Below are 20,160 nucleotides of genomic sequence, written 5' to 3'. Positions count from 1 at the left end.
CGCGTCCTCAGCGCTTGGCCTGCCACGGGCAGTAACAGCCCACGGCGAGCAGTCCTTTCGGGCGCACGGATTCGCCGCGCACCAGTCTGTCCAGCAGCGGTTCGACGAAACTGTTGGCCGAGTTGCAGACCATGCCGATGCTGTACGGCCCAGCGTAGGCCAGATGACCCTGCCGGTCCCAGATCGCCACGGCAGGGCTGGCCGGAATGTGCTCGATGCCATCGATGGTCGGCAGGTTGATCACCTTGTTGCGCAGCGGCTCGGGCAGTTCGCCCTGCGTGCCAGGGCGACGGATCGCGTAGAAGTCGATGCCGGCGCGGCGGTACATGCTGATCAGGTAGCTCAGGTGCGCACCAGTCTCGCGGTTGCACACGCCGCAGGCCGGGTCCCAGAAATGCACCACGCGGATGCGGCCGGTATTACCGGCCAGATCGGCCGGCAGGCGCAGCTGCGAGTCGTCGAAGACGATGGCCTGTTCGGTGAACGTGGACTGCGCGCTGTAGCCGAAGTACTGCCACAGCGCCGCCGCCACGCCGGCCATGAACAGGCAGGCGAGGGCGATCATCGTCGGCAGCAACCAGCGGCGACGCGGCGCGGCTGCGCCCATCAGGACGCGTCCCCGCCGAACTTGTGCACATATTGCTTGCGCATCTCGCGGCAGGAATCGGCCTGCGCCCGGCGCTGGATCTCGCTACGCGACGGATCCTCGCTGCGATGCACGCATTGCTCGATGGCGTGGCGTTCGGCGGCCTGCACCTCCACGGTCTGCGGCTGCAGGCAGACCCAGGCCAGCGCGGCCAGCATCAGCACCACAAAGCCACCGCAGCCGGCCATCACCAGGTGGAACTTCAGTTTCTCCGCGCGCATCGAGGCACGTCCCTTCATCCATACATTGCATACAAAATATCATCTTGTATGGATGAAGTGCCATGCACCCGGTTCAGACGATGGCGTTATGCCGGGCCTCGGGGGCCTCCGACAGGATCTCGTTCAGCTTGGCCAGCGCCCCGGCGAGCGCACCCTGGTCAACCGCGCCGCCCAGTGACAGGCGGATCGCGTTGCCCGGAGGCGGTTCTTCCACGCTGAAGGCGTCGGAACTGGCGATGCCCAGCCCCTGTTCCTGCGCGGCCTGGATCAGCCGGTACTGGTCCAGCCGTGGCGGCAGCGGCAGCCACACATGCAGGCCGGCCGGATGGGCCTGGGCACGGGACGGCAAGTACTGCGCAGCAATCGCCTGGCGCTCGCGCAGCTCCTGCTGGAAGCGCTGCACCATGTCCTGGGCCTTGCCGCTGCGGATCCACTGCGAGGCCACCGCCACCATTGACTGGGTCGGCATCAGCGCGATCGCACGCAGGGCGTCCAGCACCGGTTCCATCGGTTCGCCGGCCGGCACCACCAGGTAGGCGGTGCGCAGGCCCGGTGCCAGGCACTTGGACAGGGTGGAGATGTAATACACCGGGCAGCCGGCGTCGCGGTGGGCGGCCAGCGGCGGTGCGGCGTCCCCGGCCAGCAACCAGTAGGGATCGTCTTCGATCACGGTCAGATCGTGGCGCTTGGCGACCGCCAACAGGGCCTGCCGGCGTTGTGCCGACATCGTTGCCGTGGTCGGGTTCTGGATGGTCGGTACCAGGTACAGCAGGCGCGGGCGGCGCAGCTGGCAGGCTTCTTCCAGCGCATCGGGCAGCATGCCTTCGGCGTCCATCGCTACCGGCACCACGCCCCGCTGCAGCACGCGCGCGGCGGCCAGCAGGCCCGGGTAGGTCAGCTGCTCGGCGGCGATCAGCTCGCCCGGCTGGGTGCGGGCCAGGATCAGCGCGCACAGTGCGGTCTGCGCACCGGGGCAGATCACCACCTGGTCGGCACCGACCATCCCCAGCATCGGTAACAGCCACTGCACGGCGGCGGCGCGGTCCTCGCGGGTGCCGGCGCCGACGTGGTAGCTCATCAGTTCGCCCTGGCCCAGCTGCTGCCCGACGTGCTGGAAACCGGCCTCCATGCCCTGTGCGAACGGCGCGCTGCCCAGCAGCGGCGGGATGTTCATGCTCAGGTCCACCGAGGTGCTGCGGTTTCCGGCCGACAGCGCGATGAAGGTGCCGCCGGCGCCCTGCGCGTCGAGCAGGCCGGCCTGGCGCAGCTCGGCGAACGCCCGGGTAACCGTGGTCAGGTCCACGCCCACCTGCTGGGCCAGGTCGCGCTGCGGCGGCAGGCGGTCGCCCGGGCGCAGCACGCCGTCATCCACCGCCTCGCGCACCTGCTGGGCAATCTGCAGGTAGAGCGGGCCGGCGCCCTCGCGGAAAGGGCGAACCCAGGTGCGATTGGGGTGTTTCAGGCGGCGGCCGGCGGCAGGTGGCGTCATCGGTCAGGTTTTTCCATACGTGCAGGTGCACAAGTCCATACAATGATGTATCTTGTATGGGCTTGATTGGAGTGGTTCGCCCTCTTGTAGGCGACCTCGTACCCACAGTGTAGCCGCTCCACGCCCGGGCGCTGCGCGCAGGCGAGCCGGTCAAGCGCGCTTCTTCAACAGGGTTGACCTCCAATGAATATCTGCTGGAACCGCATCCGCCTGGCGCTGGTCGCCCTGGCCTGCGTCGGCCTGTCGGGCTGTGACTGGGTGCTGCTGGATTCGAAGGGCATGGTCGGGCTCGCCCAGCGCGACCTGATCCTGATCTGCATCGGCCTGATGCTGATCGTGGTGATACCGGCCATTGTGCTGACCTTCGTTTTCGCCTGGCGCTTCCGCGCCGGCAACACCCAAGCGAAATACACGCCGGACTGGTCGCACTCCACCAAGGTGGAAATCGTGGTCTGGGGCGTGCCGCTGCTGATCATTGCCGGCCTGGCAGTGATCGTGTGGAAGTCGACCCACGAGCTGGACCCGTACAAGCCGCTGGACGTGGCCGGTGAACCGCTGCACGTGGACGTGATCGCCACCGACTGGAAGTGGGTGTTCGTGTACCCGGACCTGGGCATCGCCACGGTCAACCAGCTCAACTTCCCGGCCAACCGCCCGCTGGCGTTCAACATCACCTCCAACTCGACGATGAATACCTTCTTCATCCCGCAGCTGGGCGGGCAGATCTACGCGATGGCGGGCATGCGCACGCAGCTGCACCTGATCGCCAACGAGCCTGGCCAGTTCCGTGGCATGTCCGGCAACTACAGCGGGCATGGCTTCTCGAACATGAAGTTCATTGCCACCGCCAGCAGCAACGAAGACTTCGAGCGCTGGGTGGCCGAGGTGCGCAGCGCGCCGGACGCGCTCAGCTTCGCGCAGTTCAAGGCGCTGGCCGCGCCGTCGAAGAACGCACCGGTGCAGCACTTCTCCAGTGTTGAACCGCTGCTGTTCAAGAAGGTCATCGACCAGTTCATCGGCGTCGGTGAGAACACCGCTGCGGCTACCCCGGCGGGCGCTGCCGGCGGTGCCCAGGTTTCCCAGGAGTAACGAACATGTTGGGTAAATTGACGTGGGAGGCCGTGCCGCTGCACGAGCCGATCGTCGTGGTCACATTGGTGGCCATGGTGCTGGGTGGCCTCGCGCTGCTTGGCGCGGTGACGTACTTCAAGCTGTGGGGCCCGTTGTGGCGTGACTGGTTCACCACCGTGGACCACAAGAAGATCGGCATCATGTACGTGGTGGTGGCGCTGGTCATGCTGGTGCGTGGCTTCGCCGATGCGCTGATGATGCGCGCGCAGCTGGCGGCGGCCGGGCCGGGCAGTGATGGCTTCCTGCCACCGGAGCACTACGACCAGATCTTCACCGCGCACGGCGTGATCATGATCTTCTTCGTGGCCACCCCGTTCGTGGTCGGCCTGATGAACATCATCGTGCCGTTGCAGATCGGCGCTCGCGACATGGCGTTCCCGTTCCTCAACGCCTTCAGCTTCTGGATCTTCGTGGTCGGCGCAGCGCTGATGATGATCTCGCTGGGCGTTGGCGAATTCGCCATGACCGGCTGGGTGGCTTATCCGCCGCTGTCGGGCATCGAGTTCAGTCCAGGCGTGGGCGTGGACTACTACATCTGGGCATTGCAGGCTTCGGGCATCGGCACCTTGCTGACCGGCGTCAACCTGTTCATCACCATCCTGCGCATGCGTGCGCCGGGCATGACCCTGATGAAGATGCCGGTGTTCACCTGGACCGTGCTGGTCACCAGCGTGATCATCATCGCCGCCTTCCCGATCCTGACCGTGGCGCTGGGTGCGCTCACCCTGGACCGCTACCTGGACTTCAACTTCTACACCAACACGTTGGGTGGCAACCCGATGATGTACGTGAACCTGGTGTGGGCCTGGGGCCACCCGGAGGTGTACATCCTGGTGCTGCCGGCGTTCGGCATCTTCTCTGAAGTCACCGCCACGTTCGCGCGCAAGAAGCTGTTTGGCTACAAGTCGATGGTCGGTGCAACGCTGGCGATCGGCATCCTGTCGTTCATCGTCTGGTTGCACCACTTCTTCACCATGGGTTCCGGTGCCAGCGTCAACGCCTTCTTCGGCATCATGACGATGATCATCGCCATTCCCACCGGCGTGAAGATCTTCACTTGGCTGTTCACCATGTACGGCGGCCGCGTCGAGTTCAGCGTGCCGATGCTGTGGACCATCGCCTTCCTGGTTACCTTCACCATTGGTGGCATGACCGGCGTGCTGCTGGCCATCCCGGGCGCGGACTTCCTGCTGCACAACAGCCTGTTCCTGGTCGCGCACTTCCACAACACCATCATCGGTGGCGCGCTGTTCGGCTACCTGGCCGGCTTCGCGTACTGGTTCCCGAAGGTGTTCGGCTTCACCCTCAACGAGCGCCTGGGCAAGTGGTCGTTCGCGTGCTGGGTGATCGGCTTCTACCTGGCCTTCATGCCGCTGTACATGCTGGGCTTCATGGGCATGACCCGCCGCATGAACCAGTACGACAACCCGGCGTGGACGCCGTACCTGATCGCCGCCTTCATCGGCGCGCTGTTCGTGTTCGCGGGCATCATCCTGATGCTGGTGCAGATCTACGTGAGCGTGCGCGACCGCAAGCGCAACCTGGACCTGACCGGCGACCCGTGGAACGCACGCACGCTGGAATGGGCCACGCCGTCGCCGCCGCCGTTCTACAACTTCGCCGTGGTGCCCAAGGCCGACGAGCTTGACGCCTTCCATGAAGCGAAGAAGCGCGGCCTGCCGCCGCCGCCGAAGACGTACGCCCCGATCCACATGCCGAAGAACACCGGCGTGCCGCTGATCCTCAACATCTGGATCCTGGTGCTGTGCTTCGCCCTGGTCTGGCACATCTGGTGGATGGCCGCGGCCAGCTTCATCGCGATGATCGTCACCCTGATCGTGCGGTCCTACGACGAGGACGTGGACTACTACGTCAGTTCCGAAGAGGTGGCGCGCACCGAAGCGGCCAACCTTGCCAAGCTGAAGGAGGTGCGCGCATGAACCTGTTGACCCGCCCCGAGCTGGCCAGCGACACGCAGGCGCACGAGGACCACCACGAGCACGACCACAGCCACGAGCAGGGCGGCATGAAGGTGTTCGGCATGTGGGTCTACCTCATGTCCGACCTGGTGCTGTTCGGTTCGCTGTTCGCCTCGTACGCGGTGCTCAGCACCGCCTACGCCGGCGGCCCTACCGGCAAGGAGCTGTTCTCGTTGCCGTTCGTGATGGCCGAGACCTTCCTGCTGCTGGTGTCCAGCATCACCTACGGCCAGGCCGTGCTGGCGATGCATCGCCATGATGCGTCGGCGGTGCTGCGCTGGCTGGGCGTGACCTTCGTGCTCGGTGCCTCGTTCATCGGCATGGAAATCTACGAGTTCTCGCACCTGATCCACGAAGGCGCAGGCCCGAGCACCAGTGCCTACCTGTCGGCGTTCTTTGCGCTGGTCGCCACCCACGGCCTGCACGTCGCCAGCGGCCTGATCTGGATGGCGGTGGTCATGCACCAGGTCTACCGCCGTGGCCTGACCCCGACCAACATCACCCGCGTTTCGTGCCTGAGCCTGTTCTGGCACTTCCTGGACCTGGTGTGGATCTGCGTCTTCACCTTCGTCTACCTGATCGGAGCCTTCTGACATGGCCCACGTCGAAACCTCGCGCGCCGGCAATGCGCACGGCTCCACCAAGTCCTACCTGATCGGCTTCGTGCTGTGCGCGCTGCTGACCGTGGTGCCGTTCGCGCTGGTGATGAACCCGGTGCTGTCGCGGCCGCTCACGCTGTTCCTGCTGGTCGGCTTCGCGGTGGCACAGATCCTGGTGCAGCTGGTCTATTTCCTGCACATGGACCGCAAGTCCGAAGGCGGCTGGAACCTGGCCAGCTTCGTGTTCACCCTGGTGATCCTGTTCATCATCGTCGCGCTGTCGGTCTGGATCATCTGGAGCATGCACTACCACATGATGATCAACTGAGCCTGCGAACCGTGAAAGGCATTGCGTTCTCCCATCGTGGCCTGCGGCTGGCCGCAGGCCTGCTGCTCGGCCTGCTGGTCGGCTGCAGTGCGCAGTCGCGCATGGACTTCTATTCCAAGGACATTGCCTGCGAAGAACTTGGCCAACAGTGGTCGATGCCCGACAGCCACGGCACCGTGCGTGGCCCGAAGGACCTGCAGGGCCAGGTGACCTATCTGTTCTTCGGCTTCACCAGCTGCCCGGACGTGTGCCCGACCACCATGGTCGAGCTGAGCCAGGTCAAGCACCTGATGGGCAGGGATGCCGACCAGCTGCAGGTGGTGTTCGTCAGCGTCGACCCGGCGCGTGACACGCCCGAGGTCGCGCGCACCTATGTGGAAGCCTTCGATCCCAAGGCGATCGCGCTGGTCGGCAACGAAGCACAGCTGGCGGCGATGGCCAGCGACTTCAAGGCGTTCTACGAAAAGGAGCCCGGCCAGGTACCGGATACCTACACCATGAGCCACATCGCCGGTGGCTACGTGTTCGACCGCCAGGGCCGCCTGCGCCTGTTCGCACCCTACGGCATGCCGGTGGACAAGCTGTTCTCCGACGTGCAGCGCCTGCTGCTGGAACCGGCCCATCCAGCGGCAGGCAACGACGCACTGGCCAGCTGCCACCTCAAGCACAGCGGCACACTCGCCGCCCGCTGACGCCGGTGGGTGCTGACCACTGCCCCCGGCAGGTGCCAACCTTGGTTGGCACAGCTGTAGAGCCGAGCCCATGCTCGGCTCAACGCGATACGCGCGCACCGAGCAGACAGCAGCCGAGCATAGGCTCGGCTCTACATGCTCGCCGCCCCTCGCAGGACCAATCCCCCGGCCGGCCAGGAGAGCCAACCGGCCAGGGGCACCACTCAACGCCTTACTTGGTTTCTTCCCACTGCACCACGTCCGGCTCGGTCGCGCGGATACCGGCGGTGGACAGCAGCCTGGTGGTCGCATCCAGCGCCGCGTTCACCGACGGGTACTCCACGATGGCCTGGCCTGAAGCCTTGGAGACCTTCACCACGGTACCGCCAGTGGCGGCGGCTGCGCGCTGGGCCGAGGCTGCATCGGTGAAGAACACCTTGACCCGCGACGTCGCCACCACCGGCGCGCCGTCACGGGAGACCGCCGCCGCGAACTTGCCGGCACCGGCATCAGCAGGTGCCGCCGCTGCGCCATCCAGCGAACGCTTGGTACGCGAGCTGGTGGTCGCCGCCGCCTGCGGGGTGATCGTGAACTGGCCGCCGCTGGCCTGCTTCACCGTGGCCGAGGGGGACAGCTGGAAACGCGTGCCGCCCACATCGAACGCGCGGCCGGTAGCGGACGCCTTCAGTTCCTGCGCATCCACGGTCGACAGGGTCCTGGCCGGAGGAGTCTGCCCCGAGCTCTGTGCCCAGGCAGGGGAGATCATCGCCGCGAGGGCGAGCGTGCTCAACAGAATGGTGGTCTTCATCATCAGTGCCCCAGAACGCGGATCTTGAAGAATTCGAGGTTGCCGCGCGAAGCTGCGGTCGCGGCCTGCCCCATGTCGGTCACTTCCAGCGTCCAGGTGCCGCTGGCATTCTCATCCAGGAAGGCATTGCTGGACAGCAGGTCCCAGCTGGTGAAGTTGCTCTGCGCGCCACCCGTGCCCGAACCGATCGCGGTGAACGCCGGTTGCACCACGCTGCGCGTGCCGCTGGGCGACACCAGCACGAACTGCAGCTGGCGCGTGTTGCGGTGGTTGACCCGGAAGCCCAGCTGCACGCTTTCGATGTTGCGCGCGCCGTTGGCCAACTGGAAGGTCAGGCGTGCCGCGGCGGCCGAAGTGTTGCCGATGGCCACGGTACGCGTCGTGGTGCGCCAGCCGCTGTCGACCAGTGCACCGAGCGACTGGAAGTTCTCGGCCACCTGCACTGCACGTGCAGCGTTGACCACGCCGAAGCCATACCAGTTGCTGTAGGCACGGCCGGCGGCATTCACCGTCCAGCCCGGCACCAGCGTGCGCCCGTCGGCCAGCGTCACCGCCGGCTGGTTCGGGTGGTTGCGGGTGGCGGTAGTGGCCAGGATGTACTTCACATCGCGATAGGACAGGTTCGGATTGGCTTCCAGCACCAGTGCCGCCACGCCCGATACCATCGGCGCCGATGCCGAGGTGCCGTTCATCTTGGCGGTGTAGTTGCAGGTGCTGTCGATGGCCGACAGGTTGCTGTCCAGCGTGTTCTGGCGGTTGGTGTTCTTGTTGCTGCCCTGCGCGCACCCGGTCACATCGGTGGTGACGATCGCCGGGTCGTACGCGCGTGCCACCAGGCCGGGCGCGTACTGCGCCTGCAGGCCGTACTCACCGCCAAAGGCCGACACCCACAGCGCCGAGCCGGTGGAGGAGTACGATGAGCGCACGCCATCGGCGCGCACCGCGCCCACGGTGATCACGTTGAACAGGTTGTTGCGCGGATCGCGGCCGGCCGGCACGCAGCCGGTGTTGCGGTTCTTGGTGTCGGTGGTGCAGACATCCTGGGTCTGGCTGATCGAGGCATTGTTGAAGTTGTTGCCGGCCGACTTCACGTAGATGCCGCCGCGGCCACCGCGCGTGCCCGACAGTGCCTGCTCGTACGAACGAATCGTGTTTTCGCTGTACGCCAGCGGCAGGTTCGGATTGCCCGGGCCGGCGCCCCAGCTGTTGTTGAACACCTGCACGTCGGCCGATTCCGCGCCGTCCCACCAGGCGTACTCGATGTTGCTCTGCTGGTTGCCCAGGGCCGAGCGCGAAATCGGGTTGAAGCCCTTCAACGTCGCCGCCGGGGCCACACCGCGCACGCCCAGGTTGTTGGCGCCCACCGCGCCGGCGATGCCGCCGACCATGGTGCCGTGGTTGTCGACATCCGGGTTGGTCGGGGTGGGGTTGTTCGAGCCATTGGTGAAGTTCTTGCCGGCCACCGCGGCCACGTTGGCCGCCAGGTCCGGATGCGCGATCTGCAGGCCGTCATCGACGATGGCGATGGTGACGCCCTGGCCGCGGATGCCATTGCGGAACAGGCCATCCACGTTCAGATCGTTGCCGGCCACCGGTAGCGTGTCAGCCGGGACCGTCTGCCCGGTGTTGAGCAGGTGCCACTGTATTGCCGCCAGTGGATCGGCCTGCTGGGCCTGGGCGGTGGCGGCCAGGCTGCCCAGTACCAAGGCAGTGGCGAGGGCCAGGCGCGCAGAGCGCGGTGGCGCGGAGCGTTGCGTGTGTCGCTTCATACACGAATCCTTCTGTTGTGAATCGGCATGGCAGGACGGCGGGGCGGAACTGCCCCATCGCAACGAGCCAAACGCGACACAACGAAGAACCCCCTACCTCTTCACGCCCGCAATGTGCGAATGTGCCAATTGCGTCACAAACACTTAGTACGCCAAGTTATGACAGGTCACGCGAATACCTTCACGCCATCTTCGCGCGCTTGCTTCGAGGTACGGGAAACGTGGGTAATCACATGCAGGTGAAGTCACACATGAAGAAGGCACGCCAGCGTGCCCGTGCGCGCGCGGACCAGACTCCGCTCTCGGTTGCCGTCATCCGCAAGGTGGTGCTGTCGATGTACCACCGTCGCCATGATTACTGGACCGATGCGGATATCGCCGAGCTGCTGCCGGCGCTCGCCACATTCAATATCACCACGATCAAACAGTTGCGCTTGCTGATGAAGCGGCACCGACGCACGCTGCTGCAGGAGGAAAGAGTGAAGATGCGTAGGGCGCAGACACTGCACCTGCTGGCTGAGGATGGTCCCTGTGGCATCGATGTGCACGCCAATACCAGCTACTACGCCATCGGCGGCCTGGTCCGCACCAGCATGGAACACGAATTCGGCTTCGAGACGATGCTGCCCTTCCACGAGGTGCGCGAGGACGAGCCCGCGTAGTGAGGTGCCTGCCCGGCCGGTGCGGCAGTCCTGCCGGGGCATCATCGCGCCCCCTCACACGCGGCTGTGCTACTACAGCCCGTGCACCCTTCCGCACGGAGCACGATGATGGTCAATCCGCTCGCCCAGGCCCATCGCGGCCTCGGCACCACACTGTTCAGCCTGTTGAACCCGATACCTTTCGGCTTCTTCGTCGGCGCACTGATCTTCGACGCGATCTATCTCAACAGCGCCGAGGTGATGTGGGGCAAGGCCGCTGCCTGGCTGATCACCTTCGGCCTGCTGATCGCCATCGTGCCGCGCCTGATCAACCTGTTCGCGGTCTGGCGCCGCAACGGTACCGCCACCCGCATCGACCGCATCGACTTCTTCCTCAACCTGGTCGCGGTGGTGCTGGCCATCTGGAACGCCTTCGTGCACAGCCGCGATGCGTACGCCGTTGCGGTGCCGGGCACGATCCTGTCGGCGTTGACGGTGGTCCTGATCGCACTGGGCCTGATCCTGCTGTCACTGCAGCCGCCGGTGCTGCAGGGAGGTCGTCATGGCTAAGCACATCCTGCCCACCGTGGGCGCCCTGGCGCTGGCCGTGATGCTGTCGGCCTGCGCCGGCAAGGCTGAATACCATCCCGCCGACCAGTCGGGCCCGCAGCCGCCGCTGCCCAAGCCGGCCAACTTCCTGATGCCGCCGATGCAGGTGCCCAAGGGCGTCGGCTGGGCTGATGGGCAGACCCCCACGGTGGCCGAGGGCCTGAAGATCGAGCGCATCGCCGCCAACCTGCAGCATCCGCGGCGCCTGCTGACCCTGCCCAATGGCGATGTACTGGTGGTGGAAGGCAACGGCCCCGGCGAAGAACCGGTCACCACGCCCAAGCAGTGGATTGCCGGCAAGGTCAAAGCGCGCTCGGGCAAGGCCGGCAAGGGCGGGAACCGGGTCACCCTGCTGCGCCGCACGCCGGGAACGAGCACGTGGACCCAGCATGTCTACATCGAGGGCCTGCATTCGCCGTTCGGCATCCAGCTGATCGGCGACACGCTGTACGTGGCCAACACCGGCAACATCATGCAGTACCACTACGTGCCCGGCGAAACCCGCATGTCGGACAAGGGCCGCGAGTTCACCGACCTGCCCAGCACCATCAACCATCACTGGACCAAGGAACTGCTGGCCAGCCGTGATGGCCGCAAGCTGTATGTGGGCGTGGGCTCCAACAGCAACATCACCGAGAACGGCCTGGCCGTCGAATACCGCCGTGCGGTGGTGCTGGAAGTGGACGTGGCCACCCGTGGCAGCCGCATCTACGCCTCGGGCATCCGCAATCCGACCGGGCTGGACTGGGAGCCGAGTACCGGGAAGCTGTGGGCGGTAGCAAACGAACGCGATGAGATCGGTGCCGACCTGGTGCCTGACTACCTCACCTCGGTGAAGGAAGATGGCTTCTACGGCTGGCCCTACAGCTACTACGGGCAGCACGTGGACGAACGCGTGCAGCCGCAGCGGCCGGACCTGGTGGCCAAGGCAATCGTGCCGGATTACGCCATCGGCTCGCACGTGGCGCCGCTGGGCCTGCTGTTCTACACCGGCCAGGCGCTGCCGACGCAGTATCACGGCGGTGCCTTCATCGGCGAGCACGGCAGCTGGGACCGTTCACCGCTGAGCGGCTACGAAGTGGTGTATGTACCGTTCAAGGACGGCAAGCCGACCGGGCGCCCGCAGACCGTGGTCAGCGGCTTCACCTCGAAGGACGAGAAGACCCTGATGGGTGCACCGGTGGGCATGGCCATGGACGCCGAAGGCGCGCTGCTGGTGGCCGACGACGTGGGCGACGTGGTGTGGCGGGTGTCGGCCAAGTAGTTCTGTAGAGCCGAGCCATGCTCGGCTTACGCGCGCAGCGCGGGGTTTCCGCGTACAGGTCGAAGAGCAGCCGAGCGTGGGCTCGGCTCTACAGTTCCGCAGTACCGCTGCGGAACCCGCTGAACACCGACTCGGCAGCAAACCCCACGCCACCCAGCAGTACGCCGAAATACACCGCCGTGGCCACCACGAAGCCATAACCGGCCGCTACCGCTGCGCCGTCGCGCTGGATGAAGCCGATGGCGAAGGACATCAGCGCCAATGCGGGCAGCGTGTTGCTGAAGGGAATCGGCCCGGCCGGCGCCATCAACAGCAGGGTCGCGAACACCAGCATCAGGTTGTTCAGGCGCATCATCTTCTTCGAGCGCACCATCACCGCCAGCCGCATCGGCCGCGACAGCCGCTCCATGCGGTGCACCCATTTCAGCGCACGGCCGAGGTTGGTCTTCAGCTTGTCGGTGGCGATCTCGCGGCGGGCCAGCTTCTGTGGCACCCACAGCGGGCGGTTGCGCACCCGGCTCAGGCCGATCAGCAGGATCGAGGCGCCAAACACCGTACTCAGCCCGGGAATCGACACCGGAATGATGAAGATGGCCGAGAGCAGGATCACGATCAGCAGCAGGCCCTCATCGCCCAGCGCGCTGAGCAGGGTGCCGACGCTCACCTGGTCGCCGGGCAGCTCGTCGATCATCTGCTCGATCTGCTGGGCCAGGGGCGCGCTGTCATTGGTTTCGGGGGCACGGTAGGTCATGCGTCGCAAGGTTCTCCAGGGAAGGGCGGTCAACGGGCCGTCCTGCGGTGGGGGACGCACAGGCTCCCGCAGTATCCCGGCCAACGTGGGCAAAGAGGTGAACCGGGCATGAGGGGGTAAACTGGCGTGCCCCGCACGAGTTGAACGCAATGGACATGGGCCGCCGGCAATCGACCATCGAACTGGTCGCCATCGACATGGATGGCACGCTGCTGGACCCGTCGCACCAGCTCACCGCACGCGCTCGGCAGGCCATCGCGCAGGCGCGCGCACTGGGCGTGCACATCGTGCTGACCAGTGGCCGCCCGGTTCCCGGCCTGGCGCCGTACCTGCACGAGCTCGGCATCACCGGCAACGACGACTACTGCATCGCCTGCAATGGCGGCCTGGTGCAGCGCATCGGCACGCGCGAAACCGTGGTCGAGTATCCGCTCAGCTTCGACGACTTCCTGTTCTGCGAGCAGGTGGCCCGCGACCTGGGCGTGCACTTCCAGGCGCTGGACAGCCAGCGCATGTACACGCCCAACCAGGACATCAGCTACTACACCGTGGCCGACTCGCATCTTTCGCGGATGCCGCTGTCGTATCGCCGCGTGGTCGACATGGACCCGTCCATGTCCTTCATCAAGCTGATGATGATCGACGAACCCGACGTGCTGGATGCCGCCATCGCGCGCCTGCCCACCGACCTGACCGAGCGCTTCGCGGTACTGAAGAGCGCGCCGTTCTTCCTGGAAGTGTTCGACCACCGCGCCGGCAAGGGCCCGAGCCTGCAGAAGCTGGCCGAGCACCTGGGCATCGACCGTGCCAACGTGATGGCCATCGGTGACCAGGAGAACGACCTGACCATGCTGCAGTACGCCGGCACCAGCGTGGCGATGGGCAATGCCATCGACGCGGTGAAGGCGGTGGCGCGGTTTGAGACCAGCAGCAATGCCGACGAAGGCGTGGCGCGCGCGATCGAGCGTTTCGTCCTGCAATGATCGGTCGCACATCATGAGCTGGACTTTGATGATGTTTGCTCAGTCCTTCGTCAATGAGCGGATGTCGGCGCACGTTTTCTCCGAGTCCTACATCGAGCTATGGAAGATCGAGCGGGATCTCGACTTGCTGGCTTTGGATGACGTAGCGCTTTCAACGTGCCTGTCCAGCATCTTCTGTGCTGCCGACATGTATTGCGACGAAGATGTAGATCGCCATGCGTATGAGCTTGATGCCGCCCAGCTGCATGCTGCCGTTGTGGCTCTGATCGATGAGTGGAAGCAGTCCACGACTGCTCGCTAGCCTGGCTTGGATGTATACCTGCGTATAGCCCATACATCCCCATCGCCATCTGCGCTGTACCACGGTGCAATGGCGGATGCGGCAATGCGATGCAAGAATTCCGCACGTCGAAATCACCCCACCCAATCCCACGGCAGATGAGCGTCTTCGTCTGCTGACCGGCGCGCACCGCGCCGTCGCTCCCTCAACGCAATCGCATCGCCAGCCAGGGCGCCGCATACCGGTGCTGCGTCGCGCTGGGCGTGCGCCTGCGCCGCTCTCTCCCTGCACCCTGGATCTGCTGCTATGAACGCCCCACCCACGACGCGCCTCGCCCTGGCCATCATCGCGGCCATCACCGCACCTGCGTACGCCGCAGAAACGCACGACGCCGCGCACGACACGCCCACCACGCTCAACGCCCTGCAGGTCATCGCCACCCCACGTGGCGCGGCCGTGGCACCGACCCAAGTGATTGGTCCCAACCGCTACATCATCAAGGCCGAAGACCTCGACGCGATGGTCACCGGCAACAACGGCCTGGCCATGCTGAAGCAGGTACCGGGCGCCAGCTACACCGCCACCGATGGACTGGGCCTGGATATCTCGGCCACCAGCCTGTTCGTGCGCGGCTTCCGCATGAATGAAATGGGCATCACCTTCGAAGGCGTGCCGCTGAACGACAACGGCTTCCTCTCGCTTACCGGCACCAGCGTGGTGAACGTGGGCGTGCCCGATGGCATCGGTGCGATCACGGTCAGCCCCGGTGGCGCACCGGTCAGCGTGTTCTCCAGCAGCGTCAACGGCGGCAGCCTGGAATACCGCCTGCGCGACCTGCAGGACACGCCCAGCCTGCGCGTGAAGCAGGGCGTGGGCAGCAACAGCACGTTGGTCACCACCGTATCCGGGCAGAGCGGCCAGCTCGGCGAGCAGGGCCCGAAAGTGCTGGTCGACCTGCAGCGCGTGTCCGCCGACAAGTACCAGGGCGAGGGCACGCAGAACTTCTTGCGCGGCGACCTGAAGCTGCAGCAGGACGTCGCCTGGGGCGATGTCACCGTGTTCCTGTCCGACAGCAAGGCCAAGGTCTGGGGCTACAACAACATTTCCTTCGACATGATCCGCAAGCTGGGCTGGAAGGCCGACATCTTCTATCCCGATTATGCGTGGGCGTGGTACGTGGCCTCGCCGGAGAATGCAGACAAGTCCTGCGGCGCCTACACCTGCGGCGAGCTGTCCGAACTGATTCCGTACGACACCGGCCAGATCACCCGCGACCGCGTGTCATCGATCAACCATCGCTTCCAGATCACCCCGGCGCTGAGTGGCAACGTGCAGCTGTACAACGCCAACAGCCACACCCAGGCCACGCTGACCGACCCGACCGTGCCATCGCCCAACGGTGCGCCGTTCTCCGAACAGGTGCAGACGCCGCGCCTCAACCGGCTGGGCGGCATGGTCAACCTGCAGTTCGAGACCGGCGCGCACACCTTCACCGCCGGCTTCTGGCAGGAGAAGAGCAAGGCCGCCTCCAAGACCGAGTGGTACCAGCAGCCACTGCTGGGCGAGGGCCCGCCGCTGAAGGCCACCGGTCCGTTCGATGTGTACGGTCCCGCGTTCAAGACCGACAACGCATCGAGCTGGGTGACCCGCTCGCGCCAGTTCTACCTGCAGGACGACATCGTGTTGAACGACACGCTGAAGCTGGGCGTTGGTTTCAAGGCCGTGGACTTCCGCACCCGCGGCGGCGGCCTCGGCGATGCCAAGGACCGGCCGGTGAACGGCACGCTGCGCGCGAAGAGCAACTTCCTGCCGCATGTCTCGCTGTTCTGGAGCCCCACCGAATCCACCGATGCCTTCATCGACCTGGCCAATACCATGAACGGCTATCGCGTCGCTCAGCGCGGCAACATCGGTTACACCGCCTCGGCGTGGACCATCACCGACCAGGAAGAGTTCGACCGCGTGGCGGGTACCCTGCGTCCGGAAAAGAACTGGAACCTTACCGTGGGCGCATCGCACCGCTTCGACCGGCTGTCGATCACCGGCGATGTGTTCTACAACGACATCCGCAACCGCCTGTTGTCGGCGGCCATCGGCACCCAGTTCGCGCAGATCAACACCGTGCGGTTGATGCCGAAGATGCACGTGATCGGTGCCGACCTCGGCATCACCGCCGACCTGACCGACCACCTGCAGTTCTACCAGGGCGTGGCCGTGGCCCGTTCGTACTATGACAGCGATTTCGTGGTGGGTGACACGGTGTACCCGATCAAGGGCAACGCCCAGCCGGGCTACCCGCAGATCTCGCTGGTCAGCGACCTGTCCGCCCACTTCGGTGACTGGCGTTTTGGTGCCACCAGCACCTCGTACCTGCGCCAGCCCTTCACCTACGAGAACGACATCCGCGTGCCGACCTTCTGGCAGGTCAACACCTACGCCGCTTACCGCTTCGGTGCGGACAGCGTAGTGCCGGGGCTGGAACTGCGGCTCGACGTGAGCAACCTGTCCAACCGCCACAACATCGGCACCGCCACCATCGCCGGCTCGTCGTTCTCGGGGGATTACCAGACCCTGCAGCGCAGCGCGCCACGGCAGCTGATGTTCAGTACCTCGATGGCGTTCTGAGGCGACGAGGGCGGGGGTCAGAGCCCTTTGCTGCGCAAAGGGATCCGACCCCGCAGCCATCCCGTGATCGGGGGTCAGATCCCTTTGCACGGCAAAGGGCTCTGACCCCGAAGCCCGCCCTGAAGCCCGCCTTGCGCAATCAACAGGGATTTTCTGGCGGCGACGCAAGGTTCCCACAATGTTGCTGGGTCATCCTGTTGGCATGGCACAGCAGACCCCGCCAACCCGGTTGTTCGGCATCCGAGGCCCAGGACGGCCCCGGCAGGCGCCGTCCGTGGCACCTGTGATCGACCTGCAGGCCGAGTACCATTTCTGGCACGTCTACGAACGCGTGGTCCGCCCGCTACCCGGCGGTGGGCTGCCGCAGGCCTGGCTGGTGTGCCAGAAGGTATATCGCGACCGCTGGCAGCACCCGGAGGACAGCGACGCGGCGGGGCTGTCGCGGGTGCTGTTCGGCGACAACATGACGGCTGGCCGGGCGTCGGAGCTGGCGGAGCTGCACGCGCTGGTCAGCCGTCGGGTGGCGCTGCTGGCGAAGCGGGGACGGTTGCATTCGGCAGCCTGATGCCTGCCCTTGGTAGGGTCGACTGTTAGTTGTGTAAACCCACCACGTTGTTCAGCGGGATTCTGGAAATAGGCGGCTGGCTGCCGATCCCCATGTGGGGTCGGTGCCAGTTGTAGTGATGCAGCCATTCAGGTAGCACGGCATCGCGTTGCTCTGACGAAGCGTACTCGCAGGCGTAGGCCCATTCGCGCAAGCTGGTCTGGATGAAGCGCTCGGCCTTACCGTTGGTTCGCGGGGTGTAGGGCTTGGTCCGATAGTGCTTCATGCCCAACGAGGCGACGAGTCGAGCGAAGACGCCGGAGCGATAGCAGGCGCCGTTGTCAGTCAGGACACGCTGGAAGGTGACCCCCAGCGTCTTGTAGTACGCCAAAGCGGCCAGCAGCGCTTGGCAGGCCGTTGGGCCCTTCTCATCGGTGTGAACACTACTGAAGGCGACTCGGGAGTGGTCATCAATGGCCACATGGACATAGCCCCAGCCACCGCCGCCAGCATTGCCACGCCGATTCGGATCGACCCGGTGTCCGGGCCGGTGGAAGTTGCCGAGTTTCTTGATATCCAAGTGCAGCAAGCCGCCCGGGCTGTCGTACTCATACCGGACCGCCTTCTTCGGTGGGTCCAGAAGGCACAGGCGATTGAGTCCTCGTCGGCGCATCAGTCGTGAAATGGTGCTGTGAGCCACACCCAGTGCCTTGGAAATGGTCAGGTAGGTTTGCCGTTGACGTCGACGCTGGACGATCTGCTCTACCAGTGCCTCGGGGGTGCCATGGGGGCTGCGGCTGGGCCGAGAGCTGCGGTTCTGCAGCCCAATCAGGCCCTCGGCTCGATATCGGGCCAGCCACTTGTAAGCCGTGCGTACACTCACCCCGCAAGCCTGGGCGGCCTCTTCTGGCCGAAGGCCTTGCTCAGTGATGCGGCGGACAAGAAGTTCTCGACTAAACGGCGTCAAACGGGCATTTTTATGATGGTTCATCCGGGCTCTTTGGGGACTGGATAGGTGTGGTAACCACCATTTTCCAAAGATGCCCCGGATGAACAACCTACCGAGAGATCACAGTTAGTCGACCGCTCTTCGCACCCGGCCGCAGGAGGATGCGCGCAGTCAGCGTCTATTCGACTCGGGCGAACATACCAAGGTGATTCCGTCTTCCGGGTATGCCTGCGGAAAGCGGTTGTTCTCACGACACCATGTCGCAGCGGGTGGCGATAGCCATTCGATCAGCGTCAGAATCTCATCGTGGTGCCCGCGCAGGTTCCAGCCGAGGATCGGTTCGTGATGGGCGATGCGGTTGCGTAGCACGCGTATGCGAGTCAGCGGTCCCGAAAAGCTCCTCCTCTTCAGTCCCCTGGGCGCACTGGGGTCCGCAATCCGGTGAAGCATCTGCTGCCAAAGGGCCTCGTAGTCCTTGTTGAACATTGTTGTCCAGAAACTGAAGGTGAGACTGGCGACCACACCGCCTGCTGTTACCGTTTTTCCCGCTCTGACCAATTCGTTGACGGCTTTGGCGACCTGCTCGAGTTGATGAGCAACCTTCAGGGCGCCAGTGCCTGGGCCGTACCACGCCTCGCCCTTGGCCTGGGTCAGAACGGTGTGGATGCGGTTTCGCAGTGCCACTTCCAACGTCTGTAGTGGTGCGTAGAGGCTTTCAGACAAGTGGGTATTGCATCCATACAGGGCGATGGCTCGGCTACGGTCGCCCCCCGCCCAATCCAGGTAGCGGCCAAAGCGCTCCAGGGAAAGGGCTTCTTCTAATCTGTCATGGCTCATCGCTGCCTGGACGCCTCCACCGATGCCGATTGCAGTGTGCCGCCGTGTGGGGTACGGTGGTCATGTACACCCCGGTACCGTCTCTGTCCTTCTGGGCACGCGGCCGGGGTATTTTTTTGATTGTTGCTGCTCCCGTGCGGACGAGGGCTCCCGGCAATCAGGCTCATGCATTTCCCCGGTCCAACTGCCGATAGCCGATCGCCTCAGCCAGGTGCGCGGTCTGGATGTCCTCGCAACCCGCCAGATCCGCAATCGTGCGCGCCACCCGCAGAATCCGGTGCATCGCACGTGCTGAAAGCTGCAGACGCTCGATGGCCTGTTCCAGCATGTCCTGATTGGCCTCGCTCAGCTTCGTGCACGCCCGCAGCGCCGCTGGCGGCAGATGCGCATTGAGTCCGCCACGCGCCTGCTGCCGGGCATGGGCGGCTTCCACCCGTGCACGCACCGCAGCACTGGGCTCACCCAGTGGCGTGCTCTCCCGCAGCTCCACGGCATCCATGCGCGTCACGCTGATATGCAGGTCGATGCGGTCCAGCAGCGGGCCGGACACGCGCGCGCGGTAGCGGTTGATGCGCTCATCACTGCACAGGCAGCGATTGCTGCGGTCACCGGCCCAGCCGCAGGGGCAGGGATTCATCGCCGCCACCAGCTGGAATCGCGCCGGATACTGCACGCTGCGTGCCGCGCGGGCGATGCGGATGTGGCCGGACTCCAGCGGCTCGCGCAGGGTTTCCAACGCACTTCGATTCCACTCGGGAAGCTCATCGAGGAACAGGACACCGTGATGGGCCAGCGAGATTTCGCCAGGGCAGGGCGGATTGCCGCTGTCACTTCTAGCTAAATCATAGACACGTATCGCGAAAAAGGGCCGGTTAGCGCCCTAAACTCAAGCGCACCCCGTCTATGCTCAACAACAGAGAGCGCGACCGCACACATCAAATAACGAGACTGCATTGCAGGGCACATCAAATGAGAAGACTGCGTACCCATTCTCCCGTTCGAAAATTGAAAAATAGCCACCGCGCCCTTACCGGGA

20 protein-coding genes and 1 pseudogene are annotated in these 20,160 nt (G+C 65.0%); 12 read left to right on the top strand and 9 right to left on the bottom strand.

What is annotated here, in order from left to right; genetic code table 11:
* Positions 1-7: 7 nt before the first annotated feature.
* Genes HMPREF3114_RS10845 through HMPREF3114_RS10835 form a run of 3 tightly spaced genes read right to left on the bottom strand, consistent with a single transcriptional unit; the run spans position 8 to position 2,356 of the window.
* A complete protein-coding gene (locus HMPREF3114_RS10845) occupies positions 8-607 on the bottom strand; it encodes a DUF6436 domain-containing protein (RefSeq protein ID WP_053497371.1) in 600 nt (199 codons plus the stop codon).
* Positions 607-885, bottom strand: coding sequence for a hypothetical protein (locus HMPREF3114_RS10840; protein ID WP_229765995.1), 279 nt, complete (start codon positions 883-885; stop codon positions 607-609). Before HMPREF3114_RS10840 ends, HMPREF3114_RS10845 begins: the two co-directional genes overlap by 1 nt.
* Before the next feature lie 55 nt (positions 886-940).
* Positions 941-2,356 carry an aminotransferase-like domain-containing protein gene (locus HMPREF3114_RS10835; RefSeq protein ID WP_053497373.1) on the bottom strand — a complete coding sequence of 472 codons (1,416 nt, stop codon included), beginning with the start codon at positions 2,354-2,356 and terminating at the stop codon, positions 941-943.
* A 183-nt stretch (positions 2,357-2,539) separates the two neighbouring features.
* Here HMPREF3114_RS10835 and cyoA point away from each other — a divergent pair, with 183 nt between their 5' ends.
* The 5 genes from cyoA to HMPREF3114_RS10810 are packed head-to-tail and all read left to right on the top strand — an operon-like array spanning position 2,540 to position 7,085.
* Entirely contained in the window at positions 2,540-3,445 is a 906-nt protein-coding gene (gene cyoA, locus HMPREF3114_RS10830) for a ubiquinol oxidase subunit II (RefSeq protein ID WP_005420037.1), read from the top strand.
* Between the two features lie 5 nt (positions 3,446-3,450).
* A complete protein-coding gene (gene cyoB, locus HMPREF3114_RS10825; RefSeq protein ID WP_053497375.1) occupies positions 3,451-5,427 on the top strand; it encodes a cytochrome o ubiquinol oxidase subunit I in 1,977 nt (658 codons plus the stop codon).
* The gene (gene cyoC / locus HMPREF3114_RS10820; RefSeq protein ID WP_005420033.1) at positions 5,424-6,059 is read left to right on the top strand and encodes a cytochrome o ubiquinol oxidase subunit III; all 636 of its coding nucleotides are present in this window, start codon (positions 5,424-5,426) and stop codon (positions 6,057-6,059) included. Before cyoB ends, cyoC begins: the two co-directional genes overlap by 4 nt.
* Position 6,060: 1 nt before the next feature.
* Positions 6,061-6,393, top strand: coding sequence for a cytochrome o ubiquinol oxidase subunit IV (gene cyoD, locus HMPREF3114_RS10815; protein WP_005411473.1), 333 nt, complete (start codon positions 6,061-6,063; stop codon positions 6,391-6,393).
* A gap of 11 nt (positions 6,394-6,404) precedes the next feature.
* On the top strand, positions 6,405-7,085 hold the full coding sequence (locus HMPREF3114_RS10810; RefSeq protein WP_053497377.1) for an SCO family protein: 681 nt from the start codon (positions 6,405-6,407) through the stop codon (positions 7,083-7,085).
* 211 nt (positions 7,086-7,296) lie between these two features.
* On the opposite strand, the gene HMPREF3114_RS10805 is transcribed toward HMPREF3114_RS10810, so the two are convergent.
* Together HMPREF3114_RS10805 and HMPREF3114_RS10800 are read right to left on the bottom strand one after the other, a co-directional pair.
* The gene (locus HMPREF3114_RS10805; protein ID WP_053497379.1) at positions 7,297-7,875 is read right to left on the bottom strand and encodes a hypothetical protein; all 579 of its coding nucleotides are present in this window, start codon (positions 7,873-7,875) and stop codon (positions 7,297-7,299) included.
* Positions 7,875-9,641 carry a S8 family serine peptidase gene (locus tag HMPREF3114_RS10800; protein ID WP_070489766.1) on the bottom strand — a complete coding sequence of 589 codons (1,767 nt, stop codon included), beginning with the start codon at positions 9,639-9,641 and terminating at the stop codon, positions 7,875-7,877. Before HMPREF3114_RS10800 ends, HMPREF3114_RS10805 begins: the two co-directional genes overlap by 1 nt.
* 251 nt (positions 9,642-9,892) lie before the next feature.
* Here HMPREF3114_RS10800 and HMPREF3114_RS10795 point away from each other — a divergent pair, with 251 nt between their 5' ends.
* From HMPREF3114_RS10795 to HMPREF3114_RS10785, 3 genes are all read left to right on the top strand, one after another.
* The gene (locus HMPREF3114_RS10795) at positions 9,893-10,303 is read left to right on the top strand and encodes a hypothetical protein (RefSeq protein ID WP_229298491.1); all 411 of its coding nucleotides are present in this window, start codon (positions 9,893-9,895) and stop codon (positions 10,301-10,303) included.
* Between the two features lie 108 nt (positions 10,304-10,411).
* Positions 10,412-10,852, top strand: a complete 441-nt coding sequence (locus tag HMPREF3114_RS10790) for a DUF2231 domain-containing protein (RefSeq protein WP_053497385.1) — start codon at positions 10,412-10,414, stop codon at positions 10,850-10,852.
* Positions 10,845-12,155 (top strand): PQQ-dependent sugar dehydrogenase, encoded by a 1,311-nt coding sequence (locus HMPREF3114_RS10785; RefSeq protein WP_053497386.1) that lies wholly within the window; start codon positions 10,845-10,847, stop codon positions 12,153-12,155. The genes HMPREF3114_RS10790 and HMPREF3114_RS10785 overlap by 8 nt, the downstream gene beginning before the upstream one ends.
* Before the next feature lie 88 nt (positions 12,156-12,243).
* Here HMPREF3114_RS10785 and HMPREF3114_RS10780 read toward each other — a convergent pair whose 3' ends face one another.
* Entirely contained in the window at positions 12,244-12,906 is a 663-nt protein-coding gene (locus HMPREF3114_RS10780; protein WP_053497388.1) for an exopolysaccharide biosynthesis protein, read from the bottom strand.
* Between the two features lie 149 nt (positions 12,907-13,055).
* On the opposite strand from HMPREF3114_RS10780, the gene yidA reads away from it, so the two are divergent.
* The 4 genes from yidA to HMPREF3114_RS10760 all read left to right on the top strand — a co-directional run bounded on the left by yidA (position 13,056) and on the right by HMPREF3114_RS10760 (position 17,359).
* Entirely contained in the window at positions 13,056-13,889 is an 834-nt protein-coding gene (gene yidA / locus HMPREF3114_RS10775) for a sugar-phosphatase (protein ID WP_053497390.1), read from the top strand.
* A gap of 13 nt (positions 13,890-13,902) precedes the next feature.
* Positions 13,903-14,190, top strand: coding sequence for a colicin immunity domain-containing protein (locus HMPREF3114_RS10770; RefSeq protein ID WP_032954607.1), 288 nt, complete (start codon positions 13,903-13,905; stop codon positions 14,188-14,190).
* 285 nt (positions 14,191-14,475) lie between these two features.
* Positions 14,476-16,794, top strand: a complete 2,319-nt coding sequence (locus HMPREF3114_RS10765) for a TonB-dependent receptor (RefSeq protein WP_053497392.1) — start codon at positions 14,476-14,478, stop codon at positions 16,792-16,794.
* A 178-nt stretch (positions 16,795-16,972) separates the two neighbouring features.
* A complete protein-coding gene (locus tag HMPREF3114_RS10760; protein WP_053497394.1) occupies positions 16,973-17,359 on the top strand; it encodes a hypothetical protein in 387 nt (128 codons plus the stop codon).
* A 25-nt stretch (positions 17,360-17,384) separates the two neighbouring features.
* Here HMPREF3114_RS10760 and HMPREF3114_RS10755 read toward each other — a convergent pair whose 3' ends face one another.
* The 3 genes and pseudogenes from HMPREF3114_RS10755 to HMPREF3114_RS10745 form a co-directional block, all read right to left on the bottom strand.
* The gene (locus HMPREF3114_RS10755; protein ID WP_053497396.1) at positions 17,385-18,329 is read right to left on the bottom strand and encodes an IS481-like element ISStma12 family transposase; all 945 of its coding nucleotides are present in this window, start codon (positions 18,327-18,329) and stop codon (positions 17,385-17,387) included.
* 129 nt (positions 18,330-18,458) lie between these two features.
* Entirely contained in the window at positions 18,459-19,124 is a 666-nt protein-coding gene (locus HMPREF3114_RS10750) for an Abi family protein (RefSeq protein WP_053497398.1), read from the bottom strand.
* 163 nt (positions 19,125-19,287) lie between these two features.
* Positions 19,288-19,947, bottom strand: a pseudogene (locus tag HMPREF3114_RS10745) (ATP-binding protein); the annotation flags it as partial.
* Between the last annotated feature and the right edge of the window lie 213 nt (positions 19,948-20,160).

It is taken from the genome of Stenotrophomonas sp. HMSC10F07, from assembly GCF_001807895.1.
Lineage (GTDB): Bacteria > Pseudomonadota > Gammaproteobacteria > Xanthomonadales > Xanthomonadaceae > Stenotrophomonas > Stenotrophomonas sepilia.
Note: the sequence above shows the minus strand (reverse complement) of the source record. Positions and strands in the feature narration are given on the sequence as shown.